This is a genomic window from Pseudomonas delhiensis (assembly GCF_900187975.1).
GTDB classification, from domain to species: domain Bacteria; phylum Pseudomonadota; class Gammaproteobacteria; order Pseudomonadales; family Pseudomonadaceae; genus Pseudomonas; species Pseudomonas delhiensis.
Map to the genome: position 1 here is coordinate 15,918 of NZ_FZPC01000030.1, position 15,894 is coordinate 31,811.

Annotated in this window: 13 protein-coding genes; 11 read left to right on the forward strand and 2 right to left on the reverse strand. The window is 70.5% G+C overall.

The features are described from left to right. The first annotated feature begins 80 nt into the window (after positions 1-80). From CHC02_RS23995 to CHC02_RS24045, 11 genes are all read left to right on the forward strand, one after another. A complete protein-coding gene (locus tag CHC02_RS23995; protein ID WP_089393914.1) occupies positions 81-1,691 on the forward strand; it encodes a 5-guanidino-2-oxopentanoate decarboxylase in 1,611 nt (536 codons plus the stop codon). Between the two features lie 57 nt (positions 1,692-1,748). After that, entirely contained in the window at positions 1,749-2,939 is a 1,191-nt protein-coding gene (locus CHC02_RS24000) for a pyridoxal phosphate-dependent aminotransferase (protein ID WP_089393915.1), read from the forward strand. After that, positions 2,932-4,350, forward strand: coding sequence for an aldehyde dehydrogenase family protein (locus tag CHC02_RS24005; protein WP_089393916.1), 1,419 nt, complete (start codon positions 2,932-2,934; stop codon positions 4,348-4,350). Before CHC02_RS24000 ends, CHC02_RS24005 begins: the two co-directional genes overlap by 8 nt. A 213-nt stretch (positions 4,351-4,563) precedes the next feature. Further along, positions 4,564-5,268: an NAD(P)H-dependent oxidoreductase gene (locus CHC02_RS24010; RefSeq protein ID WP_089393917.1), complete on the forward strand. Its 705-nt coding sequence runs from the start codon at positions 4,564-4,566 to the stop codon at positions 5,266-5,268. A gap of 404 nt (positions 5,269-5,672) precedes the next feature. Further along, on the forward strand, positions 5,673-6,608 hold the full coding sequence (locus CHC02_RS24015) for a LysR family transcriptional regulator (protein ID WP_208604359.1): 936 nt from the start codon (positions 5,673-5,675) through the stop codon (positions 6,606-6,608). Positions 6,609-6,729: 121 nt separating this feature from the next. After that, positions 6,730-6,930, forward strand: coding sequence for a hypothetical protein (locus tag CHC02_RS24020; protein WP_089393919.1), 201 nt, complete (start codon positions 6,730-6,732; stop codon positions 6,928-6,930). A 536-nt stretch (positions 6,931-7,466) separates the two neighbouring features. Next, entirely contained in the window at positions 7,467-8,324 is an 858-nt protein-coding gene (locus CHC02_RS24025) for a MurR/RpiR family transcriptional regulator (RefSeq protein ID WP_089393920.1), read from the forward strand. A gap of 2 nt (positions 8,325-8,326) precedes the next feature. After that, a complete protein-coding gene (locus CHC02_RS24030; protein WP_089393921.1) occupies positions 8,327-8,968 on the forward strand; it encodes a cysteine hydrolase family protein in 642 nt (213 codons plus the stop codon). 14 nt (positions 8,969-8,982) lie between these two features. After that, the gene (locus tag CHC02_RS24035; protein WP_089393922.1) at positions 8,983-10,314 is read left to right on the forward strand and encodes a glutamine synthetase family protein; all 1,332 of its coding nucleotides are present in this window, start codon (positions 8,983-8,985) and stop codon (positions 10,312-10,314) included. Further along, positions 10,298-11,041: an N-formylglutamate amidohydrolase gene (locus CHC02_RS24040; protein ID WP_089393923.1), complete on the forward strand. Its 744-nt coding sequence runs from the start codon at positions 10,298-10,300 to the stop codon at positions 11,039-11,041. The genes CHC02_RS24035 and CHC02_RS24040 overlap by 17 nt, the downstream gene beginning before the upstream one ends. A gap of 77 nt (positions 11,042-11,118) precedes the next feature. Further along, complete coding sequence (locus CHC02_RS24045; protein ID WP_089393924.1) at positions 11,119-12,462, forward strand: APC family permease; 1,344 nt, start codon at positions 11,119-11,121, stop codon at positions 12,460-12,462. 271 nt (positions 12,463-12,733) lie between these two features. On the opposite strand, the gene CHC02_RS24050 is transcribed toward CHC02_RS24045, so the two are convergent. Both CHC02_RS24050 and CHC02_RS24055 read right to left on the reverse strand, forming a co-directional pair. Next, on the reverse strand, positions 12,734-14,068 hold the full coding sequence (locus CHC02_RS24050) for a sigma-54-dependent transcriptional regulator (protein WP_089393925.1): 1,335 nt from the start codon (positions 14,066-14,068) through the stop codon (positions 12,734-12,736). Next, positions 14,065-15,822, reverse strand: a complete 1,758-nt coding sequence (locus CHC02_RS24055; protein ID WP_089393926.1) for a sensor histidine kinase — start codon at positions 15,820-15,822, stop codon at positions 14,065-14,067. Before CHC02_RS24055 ends, CHC02_RS24050 begins: the two co-directional genes overlap by 4 nt. Positions 15,823-15,894: the final 72 nt, after the last annotated feature.

Consider the following 15,894-nt stretch of genomic DNA (forward strand, 5'->3'; position numbering starts at 1 on the left):
GGGAGAGGGGGCAAAGCATTCCGGCGCCCGCCGCGAGTTCGGCGTCCGTCCCGGAACAACGAGTTGCGAGGAGACACCCCATGCAAGAACAGAAGACCCTCACCGGCGGCCAGGCCCTGGTCCGCCTGCTGGCCAACTACGGCGTCGACACCGTGTTCGGCATCCCCGGCGTGCACACCCTGGAGCTCTACCGCGGCCTGCCCGGCAGCGGCATCCGCCACGTGCTGACCCGCCACGAGCAGGGCGCCGGCTTCATGGCCGACGGCTACGCGCGGGTCAGCGGCAAGCCCGGCGTGGCCTTCATCATCACCGGCCCGGGGGTGACCAACGCCGCCACCGCCATCGGCCAGGCCTACGCCGACTCCATCCCGTTGCTGGTGATCTCCAGCGTCAACCACACCGCCAGCCTGGGCAAGGGCTGGGGCTGCCTGCACGAGACCCAGGACCAGCGCGCCATGACCGCGCCGATCACCGCGTTCTCGGCCGTGGCCCTGACCCCGGAAGACCTGCCCGAGCTGATCGCCCGCGCCTACGCCGTGTTCGACAGCGAGCGCCCGCGCCCGGTGCACATCTCGGTGCCGCTGGACGTGCTGGCTGCGCCCATCGCCCGTGACTGGACCGGCGAGGTGGTGCGCCGCGCCGGCCGCGGCCAGCCCTGCGCCGACGCGTTGCGCCAGGCTGTGGATAAACTCGCGGCCGCCAAGCGGCCGATGATCATCGCCGGCGGCGGCGCGCTGCATGCCGCGCAGGCCCTGGCCGCGCTCAGCGAACGCCTGGCCGCGCCGCTGTTCACCAGCGTCGCCGGCAAGGGCCTGCTGGCCCCGGAAGCCCCGCTGGCGGCCGGCGCCACCCTGTGCACCCAGGCCGGCTGGGACATGATCGCCGAGGCCGACCTGGTGCTGGCCATCGGCACCGAAATGGCCGACACCGACTACTGGCGCGAGCGCCTGCCGCTGAGCGGCGAGGTGATCCGCGTCGACGTCGACTCGCGCAAGTTCAACGACTTCTACCCCAGCGCCGTGGCCCTGCTCGGCGACGCGAAGGCCACCGCCGAGGCGCTGCTGGCCGCGCTGCCGGCTGCCAGGCGTGACGCCGGCAGTGCCACCGAGCGCGTAGCCCGGCTGCGCCAGCAACTGGGAGCCAGCCACGCGCCGCTGCAGCTTATCCACAAGGCGATCCTCGAACGCATCGCCAAGGCGCTGCCGGCCAATGCCTTCATCGCCAGCGACATGACCCAGCTGGCCTACACCGCCAACTACCTGTACCCCAGCCGCGCCCCCCGCGGCTGGCTGCACCCCACCGGCTACGGCACCCTCGGCTATGGCGTGCCGGCCGGCATCGGTGCCAAGTTCGGCGCGCCGGAGCGCCCCGGCCTGGTGCTGGTGGGCGACGGCGGCTTCCTCTACACCGCCCAGGAGCTGGCCACCGCCACCGAGGAGCTGGACAGCCCGCTGGTGGTGCTGCTGTGGAACAACGATGCCCTCGGGCAGATCCGCGACGACATGCTCGGCCTGGACATCGAGCCCATCGGCGTGCTGCCGCGCAACCCGGACTTCGCCCTGCTCGGCCGCGCCTACGGCTGCGAAGTGCGCCAGCCGCAGAGCCTGGACGAACTGGAGCGCGACCTGCGCGCCGGCTTCGCCCACCCCGGCGTGACCCTGGTCGAGCTGAAACACGCCTGCGCCCAGTAGGCTCCGTCGTACCCGCCGGGGCCCACGCGGGCCCCGGCGCCTTGAAGGACATTCCCCATGCGCTACTCCAGCCTCACCCAACGCATCGCCGGCGACGGCGCCGCCGCCTGGGACATCCACTACCGCGCCCTGGCGCGCATGGAACAGGGCGACGACATCCTGCTGCTGTCGGTGGGCGACCCCGACTTCGACACCCCGGCGCCCATCGTGCAGTCGGCCATCGACAGCCTGCTGGCCGGCCACACCCACTATTCCGACGTGCGCGGCAAGCGCAACCTGCGCGAGGCCATCGCCCGCCGCCACAGCCAGCGCAGCGGCCAGGCGGTGGACGCGGACGCCGTGGTGGTGCTGGCCGGCGCGCAGTGCGCGCTCTACGCCGTGGCCCAGTGCCTGCTCGACCCGGGCGACGAGGTGATAGTCGCCGAGCCCATGTACGTGACCTACGAGGCGGTGTTCGGCGCCTGCGGGGCCAAGGTGGTGCCGGTGCCCGTGCGTTCGGAAAACGGCTTCCGCGTGCAGGCCGGGGACGTGGCGGCACTCGTCACCCCGCGCACCCGCGCCATCGCCCTGAACAGCCCGCACAACCCCTCCGGCGCCGGCCTGCCGCGCGCCACCTGGGAAGCCCTGGCGGCGCTGTGCATCGAGCACGACCTGTGGATGATTTCCGACGAGGTCTACAGCGAGCTGGTGTTCGACGGCGAGCACATCAGCCCGGCCAGCCTGCCGGGCATGGCCGGGCGCACCGCGACCCTCAACAGCCTGTCCAAGTCCCACGCCATGACCGGCTGGCGGGTGGGCTGGGTGGTCGGCCCGCGCGAACTCTGCGGCCACCTGGAGAACCTCGCCCTGTGCATGCTCTACGGCTCGCCGGACTTCATCCAGGACGCCGCCTGCACCGCGCTGGAAGCCCGGCTGCCGGAGCTGGAAGCCATGCGCGAGGCCTACCGCCAGCGCCGCGACCTGGTCCTCGACTGCCTGGCCGGTTGCGTCGGCCTGCGCGCCCTGCGCCCGGACGGCGGCATGTTCGTGATGGTCGACATCCGCCCCACCGGCCTGTCCGCCCAGGCCTTCGCCGACCTGCTGCTGGACCGCCACGGCGTCTCGGTGCTGGCCGGCGAGGCCTTCGGCCCCAGCGCCGCCGGGCATATCCGCCTGGGCCTGGTGCTCGGCGCCGAGCCGCTGCGCGAAGCCTGCCGGCGCATCGCCCTGTGCGCCGCCGAACTGCTGAAGGAGAAACGCCATGCATGACCGCCTGCAGCTCTACATCGACGGCGCCTGGGTGGCGCCGCAAGGGCAGGGCCTGGCCGAGGTGCAGAACCCGGCCACCGAAGAAACCATCGGCCGCGTGCCGCTGGGTGCCGAAGCCGACGTGAACCGCGCGGTGGAAGCCGCGCGGCGCGCCTTCCCGGCCTGGTCGCGGACGCCCTCCAGCGTGCGCGCCGGCTACCTGCGCGCCCTGGCCGAACAGCTCAGGGCCCGGGCCGACGAGATGGCCGCGTTGATCACCGCCGAGCTGGGCATGCCGGTGCAGTGGTGTCGCATGGTCCAGGTCGACGGGCCGATCGAGGGCCTGGAAAGCTACATCCCGCTGGCCGCGCACATGGACGAGGTGCGCGAGGTCGGCAACTCGCTGGTGGTCAAGGAAGCGGTGGGCGTCTGCGCCTTCATCAACCCCTGGAACTACCCGCTGCACCAGTTGATCGGCAAGCTCGCCCCGGCCCTGGCCGCCGGTTGCACGGTGGTGGTCAAGCCCAGCCAGGACACCCCGCTGCACGCCTTCCTGCTGGCCGAGATGATCGACGCCATCGGCCTGCCGGCCGGGGTGTTCAACCTGGTCAGCGGCCCCGGCTCCAAGGTCGGCGAGGCGCTGGCGCGGCATCCGCAAGTGGACATGGTCTCCTTCACCGGCTCCACCGGCGCCGGCATCAAGGTTTCCGAGGCGGCGGCGCCGACGGTCAAGCGCGTGTGCCTGGAACTGGGCGGCAAGTCGCCGTTGCTGATCACCGCCGATGCCGACCTGGCCGCCGCCGTGCGCCACGGCGTGCAGGACGTGATGATCAACTCCGGGCAGACCTGCACCGCGCTGACGCGCATGCTGCTGCCGGCCAGCCGCTACGCCGAGGCGCTGGAGATCGCCCGCGCCGAGGCCGAGGCGCTGAAGCTGGGCGACCCGCTGGAGGCGGACAGCTTCCTCGGCCCGATGTGCTCGGCCGGCCAGCGCCGCACGGTGCTGGACTACATCCGCGTCGGCCAGGAGGAGGGCGCGCGCCTGCTCTGCGGTGGCGCGGAGCGGCCGTTCGGCCTGGAGCGCGGCCACTACGTGCAACCGACGCTGTTCGCCGGTGTGAACAATTCGATGCGCATCGCCCGCGAGGAAATCTTCGGCCCGGTGCTGTGCCTGATCCCCTATGCCGACGAGGCCGAAGCCCTGGCCATCGCCAACGACTCGCCCTTCGGCCTGTCCAGCGCGGTCTGGGCGGGCGACCGCGAGGATGGCCTGCGCCTGGCCCGGCACATGCGCGCCGGCCAATGCTTCGTCAACGGCGGTGCGTTCAACTACCGCGCGCCCTTCGGCGGCTACAAGCAGTCCGGCAACGGCCGCGAATGGGGCGAGGAAGGCCTGGCCGAGTTCGTCGAGCACAAGGCCATCCAACTCTGAGCGCCTGAAGAGCACCCTCTCCCCAGCCCTCTCCCGCAAGCGGGAGAGGGGGCAAGAGCGCTTCGGTGCCACCTGGCGATAGCTGGTGCCGAAGGATGAACACGAATGCTCCCCTCTCCCTTCGGAGCGGGGCGCGCAGCCAGGGGCTGGGGGAGAGGGTGCCGAGCCCGCGCACCGATCCGTCAAGTACCGCCTTTACCGCCAGGAATCCACATGAACGTATTGATCGTCCACGCCCACAACGAACCCCAGTCCTTCAGCACCGCGCTGTACAAGCTGGCCGAGGAAACCCTGCAGGGCCAGGGCCACGAAGTGCAGGTCTCGGACCTGTACGCGATGCACTGGAACCCGGTGGCCAGCGCCGCCGACTTCGGCGCCCGCGCCAACCCGGACTACCTGGTCTACGCCCTGGAACAGCGCGAAGGCGCCAAGGCGCATACCCTGGCCGCGGACATCCAGGCCGAGCTGGACAAGCTGCTCTGGGCGGACCTGGTGATCTTCAACTTCCCGATCTACTGGTTCTCCGCCCCGGCCATCCTCAAGGGCTGGTTCGACCGCGTGCTGGTCTCGGGCATCTGCTACGGCGGCAAGCGCTTCTACGACCAGGGCGGCCTGGCCGGCAAGAAGGCCCTGGTGAGCGTGACCCTCGGCGGGCGCGAGCACATGTTCGGCGAAGGCGCCATCCACGGCCCGCTGGAAGACATGCTGCGGCCGATCCTGCGCGGCACCCTGGCCTACACCGGCATGGCCGTGCTGCCGCCGTTCGTGGCCTGGCACGTGCCCTACATCAGCAACGACGCGCGCCAGGACTTCCTGCGCCAGTACCAGGACCGCCTGCAGCACCTGGACCGGGACCCGCCCCTGGAATTCCCGCGCCTGGAGCAGTTCGACGAGCGCCTCTACCCGCTGCCGCGCTGAGCGGCGCGTCGGCACCGTACTGAAACCTCGTCATTCCCGCGAACGCGGGAACCCAGTGGCTGATGTTCGCGCTGGAAGTCGCTGGTTCCCCGCGTTCGCGGGGATGACGGGATAGGGATGCGGCGCTCCAGGGTTCGCGAGCAAGCTCGCTCCTACGGTTCGATGCACTCACCCCGAACGAAAAAAGGCGCACATCAATCAAGACGTGCGCCTCTGGAGGAAAAGGGCAGCCGCTGCAGCCTGGTATGCGCGGGGGAGTGTTGGCGACCGGCTGGTGTGCCGGGTGCCATACGACGGGCCGGTTGGGCCCGTCGCTGCTGCAGCGACCTGGTTGCCACTATACCCGGCAACTGTCCGGGGAAAATGACCCTATACTGCGATTCAGTTTTGCAGACGGGGCAACAGTGGACACTTTACATGCGATGCGGGTCTTCGCCCGCGTGGTCGATGCCGGCAGCTTCACCGCTGCGGCCAACGCCCTGGGCCTGTCGACCGCCCAGGTCTCCCGCGTGGTCTCGGACCTGGAAGCCTACCTGCAGGCGCGCCTGCTGCACCGCACCACCCGGCGCCTGGCGCTGACCGAGACCGGCGAGCGCTACCTGCAGCGCTGCCGGGCGATCCTGGTGGACGTCGACGAGGCCGAGGCCGAGGCCAACGGCGCGCACCTGAGCCCGCGCGGCCGGCTGCGGGTGCACTCGCTGACCGGGCTCGGCCAGCAGCACCTGATCCCGCTGATCTCGCGCTACTGCCAGGCCTACCCCGAGGTCTACATCGAGCTGACCCTGGCCCAGCGCCAGCCGGACATCCTCGAAGAAGGCCAGGACGTGGTCATCACCCGCGACCGCGAGCTGCCCGACTCCGAATACGTCGCCCAGACCCTCGGCACCATCTACAGCGTGCTCTGCGCCAGCCCCGGCTACCTGGCCGAACGCGGCACGCCGCGCGGCATCGACGACCTGCGCGAGCACCGCTGCCTGCGCCTGCAGGACCCGACCTTCCCGGAGGGCTGGGCCTTCGAGGAAGACAACGAGGCGAGCGTGATCCGCCCGCGCGACACCTTCATGGTCAACGTCGCCGAGGCCCTGGCCGGGGCGGCCCGCGCCGGCATGGGCATCTGCCTGCTGCCCAGCTACGTGGCCGCGCCGGCGCTGAGCCAGGGCGAACTGGTGCGCGTGCTGCCCGAGCGCAGCCTGCATGTGCGGCAGATCTTCGCCCTCTACCCGTCGCGGCGTTTCCTCGACGCGAAGATCCGCACCTGGGTGGAATTCCTCAAGGAAGAACTGCCCAAGGCCTTCGATGCCGACGAGCAGGTGCTGAGCGACCCGGCGCACTGGGCCTGAAAACGGATTGTTGCTTTTCAGGCAATGGTCTGTTGGTGAGCCAGCTATTTTTCCGCCTGTCACCGAGTCGTAACCTTTGCATCGCCCCCACTGAGCGGGGCCAATCAAAGGTTCGAAAATCATGTCCCGTAAACTTGTTGTTGCTGCCCTGCTGTCCGTTTGCTCGCTGTCCTTCGTGCAACTGAGCTTCGCCGAAGAGTCCCGACTGATGACCGACAAGATGGTGAAAGCCAACGAGGCCGCCATCGCCGCTGCCCAGCAGGCCTCCGACGCCGAGCGTACCGCCGGCAAGGCCGCTGCCCAGCCCAACGCCGATTCCTGATCGGCGTTCCCTTCCCCCGGGAAGCCCGGAGCGTGAGCCGGTATTCCCAATGCCTTGCGCCGCATACGAGATGCGGCGTTTTTTTATCCCGGCGGGGGCGGTGATTCTTTCATTTCTTGAAAAAGTCTTTCGCCGTCTTCGCGCTTTATCCTCAATAGTTAGGTCAATATACTTGCCTTTATCTGCCGGGTTCTCCCGGCAGGCTCGACACGATCAGCCTGATGTGTCCCCGAGGGTGCGGTGACTGCGAATCTTCCGCCCCTCACGCCAGCCGGTTCCTCCAACGCCGACTGGCCCTGCTTCCCGACGCCGATATCCGATTGCTCCAATCGACGTCTTCTTTCCGGCCGCTGCACTCAGCGGCCGTTTTTTTGCCCGGAACAAATCCCGACTGCCGAAGCGCCCGTGCCGCTGCCCGGTATAGAGCGGGCGGATGCCTGTGCGCGGAAAATGTAGTGAATCGAACATAAATAAAGTATTTGCAATGATTTGAAATATTCACTACAAGACCAGGCATAACCGCCAAGGGAGCTGCCATGTCCAGCCTCAAAGACCGCCTGGCCGCACCGGACGTCGCCCTGACGCCGGCCGAGCGCAAGGTGCTGCGTGCCCTTCTCGACGACTACCCGCGCCTGGGCCTGGGCCCCATGGCGCGCCTGGCGCGGCAGGCCGGGGTCAGCGACCCGACCATCCTGCGCCTGGTGAAGAAGCTCGGCTTCGCCGGCTACGGCGAGTTCCAGGATGCCCTGCTGATCGAGGTGGACGACCGCCTGCGCTCGCCGCGTACCCTGCTCGCCGAACGCCGCGAACGCATGGAGCAGGACGACCCCTGGTCGAGCTACCTGGCCGACGCCTCGGACAAGCTGCAGCACACCCTGAACCTGACCCGCGCCGACGACATCCGCCTGCTCGGCGACTGGCTGCTCGACCCGCGCCTGCGCCTGTACTGCCACGGCGGCCGCTTCAGCCGCTTCCTCGCCGGCTACCTGGTCACCCACCTGCGCCTGCTGCGCGGCGGCTGCCTGTGGCTGGACGACGGCATGGCGCTGCCCGACCTGCTGCACGACATGGACCGCCAGTCGCTGCTGGTGCTGTTCGACTACCGCCGCTACCAGGCCCAGGCCCAGCTCGTCGCCCAGACCGCCAAGGCCCGCGGCGCGCGGGTGGTGCTGTTCACCGACATCTATGCCTCGCCGCTGCGCGAACTGGCCGACCTGATCGTCAGCGCGCCGGTGGAATCCACCTCGCCCTTCGACTCGCTGGTGCCGGCCATGGCCCAGGTCGAGGCGCTCATCGCCAGCCTGGTGGCGCGCAGCGACGCCCAGCTCGACGAGCGCCTGGAGGGCATCGACCAACTGCGCGCCGCCTTCAACGCCCACCTGCTCGAGGAGTGACCATGTTCAGCCTGCCCCACCACTCGCCCCGCGACCTGCCGTACCGCCGCGGCGAGACCGCCATCCTGTTCGTCGACATGCAGAACGCCTGGGTCATCCCCGGCCGCGACGCCCACGTCGACGCCGGCAAGGCCCGCTACTTCTACGAGCGCGTGCAGAACCAGGTGATCCCCAACCAGCAGCGCCTGCTGGCGGCCATGCGCGGCGCCGGGCAGAACGTGCTGCACACCATCATCGAGAGCCTCACCGCCGATGGCCGCGACCGCTCCCTGGACCACAAGCTGTCGGACATGCACCTGCCCAAGGGCCACCCCGACGCCCAGGTGATAGACGCGCTGGCGCCGGCCGAGAACGAAATCGTCCTGCCCAAGACCTCGTCCGGCGTCTTCAACTCCACCGCCATCGACTACGTGCTGCGCAACCTCGGCGTGCGCCACCTGATCGTCTGCGGCGTGGTCACCGACCAGTGCGTGGACATGGCCGTGCGCGACGCCGCCGACCGCGGCTACCTGGTGACCCTGGTGGAAGACGCCTGCGCCACCCACACCGCCGAGCGCCACCAGGCCTGCCTGGAGGCCATCAAGGGCTATTGCTGGATCGCCGACACCGACGCGGTGCTGGCCCGCATCGCCGACCTCGCCTGACCGCGGAGCATGCCATGAGCCATCCCACCGGGCCGCTGCACCTGAGCAGCTTCGTCACCACCGACCTGGCCGGCGTCACCCGCGGCCGTTCGCTGCCGGCCGCCGCGGTCGCCGAGCAACTGGCCGGCGGCTGCGGCTGGGTGCCGGCGAACAGCGCGCTGACGCCGCAGGACATCATCGCCGGCGACAACCCCTGGGGCAGCCACGGCGACCTGCGCCTGCTGCCCGACCCCCAGGCGCACCTGTACCTGGAGCAGGGCCCGGACCCGCTGGCGCCGCCGCTGGACTACTACCACGGCGACCTGGTGGAGACCGACGGCACGCCCTGGCCGGTGTGCCCGCGCACCCTGCTGCGCGAAGAGATCGCCCGCTACCGCGAGCTGGGCCTGCAGGTCACCGCCGCCTTCGAACACGAATTCACCCTGCTGGGCCTGCCCGAGGGCCCGGGCGGCGCCTTCTCGCTGCAGGCCCAGCGCGCCGCCGGCAACTTCCCCGGCTGGCTGATGGCCGCCCTGGAGCAGGCCGGTGCCGAGCCGGAGATGTTCCTGCCCGAATATGGCCGCCGCCAGTACGAGGTGACCTGCCGCCCGACCCAGGGCGTGGCCGCCGCCGACCGCGCGGTGAATGTGCGTGAGGTGGTCCGCGAGATCGCCCGGCAGATGGACCTGGGCACCTGCTTCTCGCCGCTGCGCGCGCCCGGCGAAGTGACCAGCGGCGTGCACCTGCACCTGAGCCTGCAGAGCCTCGACGGCACGCCGCTGTTGTATGACGCCGCGCAGCCGAACAACCTCTCCGAGACCGCGCGCCACTGGGCCGCCGGCGTGCTGCGCCACCTGCCGGCGCTGTGCGCGCTGACTGCGCCGACGGCCGTCTCCTACCTGCGCCTGAAGCCGCACCACTGGAGCGCCGCCTATGCCTGCCTGGGCCTGCGCAACCGCGAGGCGGCGCTGCGCATCTGCCCGGTGGTGAGCCTCGGCGGCAAGCCGCTGGCGCGCCAGTTCAACCTGGAATTCCGGCCGATGGACGCCACCGCCTCGCCGCACCTGGCCATGGCCGCGGTGCTGATCGCCGGCCGCCTCGGCCTGGAGGAGCGCCTGCCGCTGCGCGCGGTGGCCGACGTCGACCCGGACTCCCTCGACGCCGCCGAGCGCCAGGCCCTCGGCATCCAGGCGCTGCCCGGCTCGCTGGAGCAGGCCCTGCAACTGCTGATGGACGACCACGCGCTCTGCGCGCAGTTGCCGCCGGCGCTGCTGCAGACCTACTTCGCCATGAAGCGCCAGGAGCTGGCGCTGACCCGCGACCTCACCGACGACCAGGTGTGCCAACGCTATGCCAGCCTCTACTGAAAGCGGGATCTACCGCGAAGCGCCGTTCCGCCTGCTCAACCCCCAGGGCAGGAGCCCGGTGCTGCTGGTCTGCGAGCACGCCAGCCGCTACATCCCGGCGGAACTGGCGCAGCTCGGCCTGGACGACGCCGCGGCGCAGGAGCACATCGCCTGGGACATAGGCGCGATGGCCCTGGCCGAGGCGCTGGCCGAGCGCCTCGACGCGCCGCTGCTGGCGGCCGGCTATTCGCGCCTGCTGATCGACCTGAACCGTCCGCTGGCGGCGCCGGACAGCATCCCCGGGCACAGCGAGGTCTACCCCATCCCGGGCAACCTCGGGCTGAGCGAGGCGAACCGCCGGGAACGCCAGGCGCGCCTGTTCGAACCCTTCCACCGCGCCCTGGCCGAGCTGATCGACCAGCGCCAGGCGGCCGGCCGGCCGACGCGCCTGGTCGGCGTGCACAGCTTCACCCCGAGCTACCGCGGCGTGTCCCGGCCATGGATCGCCGGCGTGCTGTACGGCCGCGCCGAAGGCTACGCGCGGCGGATCGTCGACGGCCTGCGCGAAGGCGGCGGCGAGATCGGCGCCAACCAGCCCTATGACATCGACCCGGCCGAGGACATGACCGTGCCGGTGCACGGTGACGAGCGCGGCATCGACGCCGTGCTCCTGGAAATCCGCAACGACGGCCTGCGCGAGGCCGCCGCCATCCAGGCCTGGGCCGAGCGCCTGGCGCCCTGGCTGTAAGCCCCGGAACAAGAAACGCCGTCGCGCTCGCGGCGCAGACAACAACGACAAAGCTGCCGAATCGAGAGGACTCCCCCATGGCCATCGAACAGTTTGGCTACCAGCAACAGCTCCGCCGCAGTCTTTCCCTCAGCGACCTGGTCATCTACGGGATGATCTTCATGATCCCCATCGCGCCCTTCGGCGTGTATGGCTGGGTCCACGCCGACTCCCAGGGCATGGTGCCCATGGCCTACCTGGTGGGCATGCTGGCGATGCTGTTCACCGCCCTGAGCTACGGCGCCATGGCCCGCGCCTTCCCCATCGCCGGCTCGGTGTACTCCTACGCCCAGCGCGGCATCCACCCGCACGTCGGCTTCCTCGCCGGCTGGGTGCTGCTGCTGGACTACCTGCTGATCCCGCCGCTGCTCTACGTGTTCAGCGCGCTGGCGCTCAACCACCTGTTCCCGCAGGTGCCCAAGCTGGCCTGGATGCTCGCCTTCCTGGTCTCGGCGACCCTGGTGAACCTGCGCGGCATCACCTTCGCCGCGCGCTTCAACCTGCTGTTCCTGATCGCCGAGATGATCGTCCTGGCTATCTTCCTGGCGGTCGGCTACCACGCCCTGGAGGGCGGCATGGGCAACGGCCGGCTGACCCTGGCGCCGCTGTACCAGCCGGAGCATTTCGACCTCGGCCTGGTGATGAAGGCGGTGTCCATCGCGGTGCTGTCGTTCCTCGGCTTCGACGCCATTTCCACCCTCGCCGAAGAGGTGAAGGGCGACCCGGCCAGGCAGATCGGCCGCGCCTCGCTGATCGCGCTGTTCGTCATGGGCGGCATCTTCGTCCTGCAGACCTGGCTGGCCACCGACCTCGCCGCCGGCATGACCTTCCAGTCCGCCGACACCGCCTTCTACGAGATCGCCGAGGCCGCCGGCGGCAAGTGGCTGTCCACCCTGACCGCGGTGGCCACCGCGCTGGCCTGGGGCGTGACCGTGTCGATCACCTCGCAGGCGGCGGTGTCGCGGCTGCTCTACTCCATGGCCCGCGACGGCAAGCTGCCGCGGGTGCTGGCCAAGGTGCACACGCGCTACCAGACCCCGCACGTCAGCCTGTACCTGGTGGCGGTGCTGTCGCTGGGCATCGGCGTGGCCTTCCTCGACGCCCCGGACGTGCTCACCTCGCTGGTCAACTTCGGCGCGCTCACCGGCTTCTGCCTGCTGCACCTGGCGGTGATCAACCACTACTTCATCCGCCAGAAGAGCGGCAAGCTGGTGCGCCACCTGCTGTGCCCGCTGGTGGGGCTGGCGATCATCGGCTACGTGCTGGTCAGCATGAGCGCCGACGCCCAGTACCTGGGCCTGGCCTGGATCGCCGTGGGCCTGGTGTACCTGGCTGTGCTGCACAAGCGCGGCAAGGCCGGGGAGCTGGCCACGGGGCTGTGACCGGCAACGGCGGCGTGTCTCCAGCCTTGTAGGAGCGGACTCCGTCCGCGATAGCCGGAGGTTCCGGCGTGCCTCGCGGATGAGATCCGCCACCACACCGTATCCATGTAGGAGCGGGCCCTGCGCGCGATTTCGCGGGCAGGGCCCGCTCCTACAGGTTGCCGTGGGGCACGGTGTTTATCCTGTAGGACCTTGTCCGCGATAGCCGGAGGTATAGGCGCGATTCGCGGATGAGATCCGCTCCTACGGTTCCGGGGCGGCGCGGTGGTCGTCAGCCTTCGCCGAGGAATTCCCCGCGGCTCAGCCCGTGCCGCTGCATCTTCTCGTTGAGGGTGCGGCGTGGCAGGCCGAGCAGTTCCATCACCGCCTTGATGTCGCCCTTGCACTGGCTCAGGGCCTGGCGGATGCACTCGGCCTCGTAGGCCTCCATGCGTTCGAACAGGCCGCTGCCGGCGGGGGCGGCCAGTTGCGCCTCGCGGTCCAGGCCGAGCACGTGGCGCTCGGCGGCGTTGGCCAGCTCGCGCACGTTGCCCGGCCAGTCGTGGGCCAGCAGCCGCGCCAGCTCGGCGGTGGACAGCGGCGGCGCCTCGCGGCCGAGCTTTTCGCTGGCCAGCCGGGCGAAATGCTCGAACAGCAGGGGGATGTCCTCGCGCCTTTCGCGCAGCGGCGGCAGGCGCAGCTCGGCGACGTTCAGGCGGTACACCAGGTCCTCGCGGAAGCGCCCGGCGCGGGCTTCCTCCAGCAGGTCGGGCTTGGTCGCGGCGATCACCCGCAGGTCGACGCGGATGCTCTGGTTCGAGCCCAGGCGCTCCAGCTGCTGCTCCTGCAGCACGCGCAGCAGCTTCACCTGCTGGGCCAGCGGCATGCTCTCGATCTCGTCGAGGAACAGGCTGCCGCCGTTGGCGTGCTCCAGCTTGCCGATGCGCTTGCCCTGGGCGCCGGTGAAGGCGCCGCTTTCATGGCCGAACAGCTCGCTTTCGAACAGCTGCTCGGGGATGGCCGCGCAGTTCAGCGCGACGAAGGGCTTGCCGGCGCGCGGGCCGAAGTCGTGCAGGCAGCGGGCGACCAGTTCCTTGCCGCTGCCGGTGTCGCCGCGGATCAGCACGTTCACCGGGGTGTCGGCCAGGGCCATGACCTGGCGGCGCAGGGCTTCCATGGGCTTGGATACGCCGAGCAGGCGCGAGGCCACCTGGTCCTTGAGCGTCGCCTGCTCGCGCAGCTGGCGGTTCTCCAGCACCAGGCGGCGCTTCTCCAGGGCGCGGCGCAGGCTGTCCAGCAGGCGCTCGGGGGTGAAGGGCTTCTCGATGAAGTCGTAGGCGCCGTCGCGCATGGCCTGCACCGCCATGGGCACGTCGCCGTGGCCGGTGACCATGATCACCGGCAGGTCGCGGTCCAGCTGCTGCAGGCGTTCGAGCAGGGCCAGGCCGTCCGTGCCGGGCATGCGCACGTCGCTGATCACCACGCCGGCGAAGCCGCGCTCCAGGTTCTTCAGGCACTCCTCGGCGCTCTTGCACAGGCGCACCTCGAAGCCGGAGAGCTGCAGCCACTGCTGCACGGCCTCGCGGATGGCGGCTTCGTCATCGACGAAAATCACGTGTTCGGTCATGTCTCTTCGCTCGCGGCGGGCAGCACCAGGCGGAACAGCGCGCCGCCCTCGGGACGGTTGGCGGCCTCCAGGCGGCCGCCGAGTTCGTGGACGATGCCGTAGGATACCGCCAGTCCCAGGCCGAGTCCCTCGCCCACCGGCTTGGTGGTGAAGAAGGGGTCGAAGACGTTGCCCAGGTGTTCGCCGGCGATCCCCGGGCCGTTGTCGGCGATTTCCAGGCTCCACTGCTCGCCCTCGTGGCGCAGCGTCACCTCGATGCGCGGGCGCTCGGCGCCGGCCACCGCGTCCAGGGCGTTGCGCAGCAGGTTGACCAGCACCTGCTCCAGGCGGATGGCATCGCCCAGCACCCAGGCCGGCACGCTGAGCACCTGGCTGATCTCCACCTGCTCGGCGCGGATGCGCGGCGTCAGCAATTGCAGGGCCTGTTCCAGCACGTGGCCCAGCTCGATGCGTTCGCGCAGGCCGCCGGGGGTCTTGCGGGCGAAGGTCTTCAGGTGGCCGGTCAGCGCGGCCATGCGTTCCAGCAGCTCGTCCAGGCGCGCCAGCGCGGCGCGGGCCTCGTCGTTGCGCCCGGCGTCCAGCAGCAGGCGCACGCTGGCCAGGTGCATGCGCTGGGCGGTCAGCGGCTGGTTGATCTCGTGGGCCAGGGCCGCCGACATCTGCCCCAGGGCCGCCAGCTTGGCGGCCTGCACCAGGCCGTCCTGGGCGGTGCGCAGGTCGGCGGTGCGCTGCTCCACCAGGCGCTCCAGTTCCTCGCGGCTGCGCTGGCGCAGGCGGGCGATGCGCCAGCGCTGCTGCAGCAGCATGGCCAGGAACACCAGGGCCAGCCAGGCCCCGGCGGCGGCCAGGCGCGCGGTGGCGACGTCGCTCTGCACGCCGCGGGCGTCGCGCAGCAGGTGCAGGGTCCAGTCGTCGTCGGGCAGGCTCAGGGACTGCCAGAGGTAGTCGGTCTCGTCGCCCCTGGCGCCGACGCGCACCAGGCGGCTGTCCTCGCCCAGCGGCTGCAGGGTGCGGTGTTGCAGCGGGGTCAGCGGCTGGCGGTCGTACTGGCGGGTCTGCGCCAGCTCCAGGCGGGCGAAGGTGTCCAGCGGCTGCAGCTCGCGGTAGCGCCAGCCGGGATGGTTGGCGAGGAAGACGATGCCCTTGGTGTCGCTGACCAGCACCAGGTCGGGGGTCTGGCTCCACTGCTGCTCCAGGTCGGGGAACTCCAGCTTGACCACGATGGCGCCGAGGAAGCGCCCGGCCTCGTCGCGCACCGCGTTGGCCAGGAAGTAGCCGGGGATGCCGGTGGTCACGCCCACCGCGTAGAAGCGCCCGGTGCCCTGGGCGATGGTCTGGCGGAAGTAGGGGCGGAAGGCGTAGTTGTGGCCGACGTAGCTGGTCGGCAGGCGCCAGTTGCTGGCGGCCACGGCCAGGCCGTCGCGGTCGAGCAGCTCCAGGGTGGAGGAGCGCGCGGCGGCGTTGATGCGCTCCAGCTTGAGGTTCAGCGCCCGCTGCGCATCGCCCTGCACCGGGCCGGCCAGGGCCTGGCGCAGCTCGGGGTCCAGGGCCAGCACCGCCGGCAGGCTGCGGTAGCGCTCCAGCAGGGTGCGCAGGGAACTGACGTACAGCCCCAGCTGCTCGTGGGCCGCCTCGGCCTCGGCGAGCAGCGAGCGGTGCCGCGCCTTCTCGCCCGCCCAGTACACCGACAGCAGCAGGCCGGCCAGCACCAGCAGGCTGGCGAGGATTAGGCGCAGGGGGCGGTTGAAGGTCATGGTGCTCGGTGCGGGTGGGCGGAGCGCGACCATAGCACGTCCGGGCACTGGTCCGGCGCGGCCGCGGGTCGC